We start from the raw sequence: 4,580 nt of genomic DNA, 5'->3' as shown, positions 1-4,580 counted from the left end.
AGAATGTGTATAAGAGACAGGGTACAAAAATCATAACAAACATAAGTATTTTATCTGCTAAGCTAAAAAGTAAAGTTAATATAACGATTCCTAAAATTATAGGAACACTCATCATCAATAACCCTTTCACAAGATACTTTTTTTCTTTTTCTTCTCTAAATTTTTTTATAAATTCTATAGCCTGTAAATAAATTACTATCAAAAATAATGTTGCAAAAATATTATTTATAATTATTGAACCTTCGGGATTTGGGAAAGCAGTATTAATTATTTGATTTCCTATTGCCATAATGATAGACCCTACATATAATCTAGCAATATACTTCTTTCTGTTACTTGTATGACAAAACCCCTCTACTACCATAAATATAAACAATGGTGCTGATATTCTACCTAACCAATTAAACCAAACTGGTATATGCATTGTTTGTGGCATAAAAGCTGCTATATGGTCAAATGTCATAAATACCAGTGCTAATATTTTAATGGTAAATCCATTGAAACCGTTTTTAAGAAAATCCATATCATACCTCCTACTTCTGATTTATTTTTATGACGACTTCTGTTCCTATTCCTATCTCACTACTTACATAAATACTACCTTTATGAATCTCTATTATCTCTTTAGAAATAGCCATTCCAAGACCAGAGCCTTTATGTAATTCACCTGTATTAGTACCTCTGTAATATTTTTCAAAAATATGTTTTAAATCATTTTTACTTATTCCAACTCCGCTATCTTTTATTATAATTTCTATAGTATCTTTTTTTACTATTTCTATTTTTATCAGAGTTTCTTCTTTATTATGCACTATTGAATTAAATATAAGATTTGTTATAGCTCTTCTAAATAAAATTGAATCTACATATACTTCAATTAAATCTTCATAACTTACAAACTCAATATTTCTATTTTTATATCTATTGTCATTTAGAATATCTATTATTATATTCCTAACCAAACTAACTAAATTTATTTTCTTCTTATTCAAAACTAAGCTGTTATTTTTTAATCGAGTTGATAAATTTAAATCATCAACTAAATCTTTTATATACTTGGACTTATTGTATATAATTTCTGCATATTCTCGTAATTCATCTTCCACAAATTCATATTCTTTATCATTGATTATCTCTGCATATCCTTGTATAGAAGCCAGTGGAGTCTTTATATCATGTGTTATATTAGCTAACCATTCCTCCCGTATCTCTTCATTTTCTTTTCTCTCTGCTTCGTTTATCCTCAATGTATCAGCCAATATATTGATATTTTCAAAAACTTCTTCATATATTCCTCTGTCTTTAAGATATAAACTATAATTTCCGTTAGCCATAGTTTCAATACTCCATATTACATTGGATATTGGATTTGTAAGTTTTCTACTAAATAAGTATCCTATGCTTAAAGCCACCATTCCATCAATTACCAATGTCAAAGTGATAGTTTTATTTAAGATTGCTTTAGCATTATCTTGAGAATAAGTTAAAGTTATTCTCGATACATCTCTACTAGGCATACCTATTATTATATTCATATGTTTGTTGTCTAAATATTTTTCTAAAACAAAATTAGTATACTCTGTTTTTATATATTTATAGTTATTAACCATTTGAAAAGGAGTATATTTTTTTGGAATATTTGTTGGCACATTTACTCCATATAGTTCTTCTCCTGAATCATTTAAAACCTGTACCCAAGAACGTGATTTTTCTAATTTATCAATACCAGCTTTTGATAAATTTAACTCGCCATTTTTTTCATATAGCTCTTTTTTAAAAGAACGAACAAACTCTTCAGGACTGTTTCTAGAACCTACAACATCTAAAAAATTATTAGTCGAAATTACATATAAAATAGACACAATATTTATAATGACCACTGATATAACTACAAATACGATTGTAAGCATAAAGTTTCTAGTAATCTTCCATTTCATATTCTAATCTTCCTTTACTACTAATTTATATCCAAGTCCTTTTATTGTAACGATATATTCAGGCTTTGAGGGATTCTCTTCTAATTTTTCTCTAATCTTTCTAATATGAACCATTATAGTATTATCAAATCCAATATAATCTTCACCCCATACCTTATCCCATAACTTTTCTTTACTTATAATTTGATTTTGATTGTGTGCAAATAAAGATAATATTTTTAATTCTTTTGCAGATAATCCAATAGACTTACCATCTTTTATGAGTTCTGCTCTACTTTCATTTAATTTATATGGACCAAATGATATAATCTTTTCTTTATTATCTGCGTTTATACTTTCGTTTTGTTCTTCATTAAAATAGTTTAGTCTTCTTAGATGAGCTTTTGCCCTAAAAGCGACTTCTTTAGGACTAAAAGGTTTTGTAACATAATCATCCCCTCCAATTGCTAGACCAAGTAATTTATCTAGTTCCTCCGTCTTAGCTGATAAAAATATGATTGGTACATTAGAGGTTTTTCTTATTTCTTTACAAATATCGTACCCTTCACCATCTGGCAACATAATATCCAGAATGATTAAGTCTGGATTAGATTTTTTAAATATTTCCAGTCCTTCTTTTCTTGTTTTTGCAGTATACACATTGTTAAGACCTTCTTTTTTAAATACAGTTTCTAAAAGCTTTAATATTTCTACTTCATCATCTATTATTAAAATGCTATTTTCCATAAATAACCTCCTATGATAATTTATCTATATATTAACATATATCTTATCTAAGATTCATTTATATTATTTTAAATCAAATCAATATATAAACAAAATCATTGTTCTTTTTTATCCTTAGTTAAAACCTTTTACTTGATGTAAAATTTTTATATGTTATTTTAGTTAATATTATTATCAATATCATTGAGATTAATATAGATAAACCTATTAAAAAATTTGGTACATTATACTTAACAATTTGTTGACTCATCATAATCCAGTTTGGAGTAATAGAAACAAATTTTATAGCATTATTTGGTATAAAACCTGTAATAAAGTATGGGATAGCCATAATTAAGCCTCCTAATATGAAAGGTATTACAGCTGATTTAAATATTGAAGAAAGTGCTAGTCCTATTTGTGCAAATATAAAAGAACCAAAAGTAACTGATACTATAATAATCAAGTACATTTGTATTACTGTAAGATTTAAATTACTATTACTAAAATACCATAAGCTCTTAATTGGTTCATTCAAATTTTCAAATCCAAAAAAACTAAATCCTCTGATACCAACCAATAACACAAAAGAAATATTAATCATGGACAAAATCAATCCATTAGCTATTATTTTTGATACTACTACTGACTTTTTCCCATTTTTAGTTGTATTTATTAGACCTGTCATATTAGAATCATATTCTTTTGTATAGTTTCCAGAAGTTATTATAAACATTATCAACCCTATTAAAGGTATAGAACCCTCTATCTTATAGAATATATCTGCATATGTGTCAAAAACAGTAAATTTTCTAATCAATACGAACCCAAATAACAGTAAAAATATCCAAAACATCCAAACACTCTTTGATTTTAAAACTTTTATTATTTCTGCTTTAACTAAATTTATCATATCTGTTATATCTCCTTTGCATCTTCTAAATCAAAATAAAGCATATATACATCTTCAAATTTTGCTTGAACTAGTTGTGCATTAGATTCAGTTGGTGTATTTTCTGAAACAACTCTAAGTACTATTGAATTAACATCACTTTGAATACTTATGACTTTATATTTGGATTGAATCTCATCAATATCACACTCATTTTCAACTTGAATATTATAAACTTTATTTTGCATATGACTTAATATTTCTTTATGTGTTCCTTTCATAAGAAGTTTACCATTTTTAATCATTATTGTTTCTTTGGCAACTGATTCTATATCTGAGATTATATGAGTAGAAAGAATTATTATCTTATCTCTTGATATTTTTGCTATTAGATTTCTAAATCTTGCTCTTTCTTGTGGGTCAAGGCCTGCTGTTGGTTCATCAAGCACTATTATTTTAGGATTATTTAATAAAACTTGTGCTATGCCAACTCTTCTTTTCATACCTCCAGAGAATTTTCCTATAGCCTTATTTCTAACATCATAAAGACCTACTAACTCTAACAATTCATCTATCCTACAATTTAAATTTCTACCTTTTAGACCTTTCAATGCTCCTATATATTGTAAAAATTGTCTAGCTGTAAAGCTTTTATATACTCCAAATTCTTGTGGTAAATATCCTAAAATATTTCTATAATCATCATCCATATCAAATATATCCTTACCATTGTAAAGTATTTGGCCACTCTCAGGTTTTATTAGTGTGGTTATTTGTTTCATTAGAGTGGATTTTCCTGCTCCATTTGGTCCTAAAAGACCATAAACTCCATTTTCTAATGTAACTGTAATTTTATCATTTACTACTTTTTTACCATATATCTTTGAAATATTTTTAACTTCTAATTTATTCATTTTAATTCCCCTTTTATCTATTTATATACTTTGACTTTATTACCGAAAAACACAAAGTCATTACACCTACAAATATTACTACTAAAAGTCCTATTGATAGATTGACAATATCTATATTCATGTTAAATATTC

5 protein-coding genes are annotated in these 4,580 nt (G+C 26.4%); all 5 read right to left on the bottom strand.

What is annotated here, in order from left to right:
• Window positions 1-523 (bottom strand): TraX family protein (locus KGF50_RS20430; RefSeq protein ID WP_227849759.1); only part of this gene is annotated, 523 nt, incomplete at its 3' end.
• Window positions 524-533: 10 nt separating this feature from the next.
• Complete coding sequence (locus KGF50_RS20425; protein WP_227849758.1) at window positions 534-1,937, bottom strand: sensor histidine kinase; 1,404 nt, start codon at window positions 1,935-1,937, stop codon at window positions 534-536.
• Window positions 1,938-1,940: 3 nt separating this feature from the next.
• The gene (locus tag KGF50_RS20420; protein ID WP_227849757.1) at window positions 1,941-2,663 is read right to left on the bottom strand and encodes a response regulator transcription factor; all 723 of its coding nucleotides are present in this window, start codon (window positions 2,661-2,663) and stop codon (window positions 1,941-1,943) included.
• A 118-nt stretch (window positions 2,664-2,781) separates the two neighbouring features.
• A complete protein-coding gene (locus tag KGF50_RS20415) occupies window positions 2,782-3,555 on the bottom strand; it encodes an ABC transporter permease (protein ID WP_227849756.1) in 774 nt (257 codons plus the stop codon).
• Between the two features lie 5 nt (window positions 3,556-3,560).
• Window positions 3,561-4,448: an ABC transporter ATP-binding protein gene (locus KGF50_RS20410; protein WP_227849755.1), complete on the bottom strand. Its 888-nt coding sequence runs from the start codon at window positions 4,446-4,448 to the stop codon at window positions 3,561-3,563.
• Window positions 4,449-4,580: the final 132 nt, after the last annotated feature.

This window comes from Clostridioides sp. ZZV15-6598 (assembly GCF_020657705.1).
GTDB lineage: Bacteria > Bacillota > Clostridia > Peptostreptococcales > Peptostreptococcaceae > Clostridioides > Clostridioides difficile_F.
This window is presented reverse-complemented; position numbering and strand designations above follow the sequence as displayed.

Excerpts from the sequence above, each read along its gene's own strand:
- KGF50_RS20415 (WP_227849756.1), bottom strand. The coding sequence starts at position 3,555 with ATGATAAATTTAGTTAAAGCAGAAATAATAAAAGTTTTAAAATCAAAG.
- KGF50_RS20420 (WP_227849757.1), bottom strand. The coding sequence starts at position 2,663 with ATGGAAAATAGCATTTTAATAATAGATGATGAAGTAGAAATATTAAAG.
- KGF50_RS20425 (WP_227849758.1), bottom strand. The coding sequence starts at position 1,937 with ATGAAATGGAAGATTACTAGAAACTTTATGCTTACAATCGTATTTGTA.
- KGF50_RS20410 (WP_227849755.1), bottom strand. The coding sequence starts at position 4,448 with ATGAATAAATTAGAAGTTAAAAATATTTCAAAGATATATGGTAAAAAA.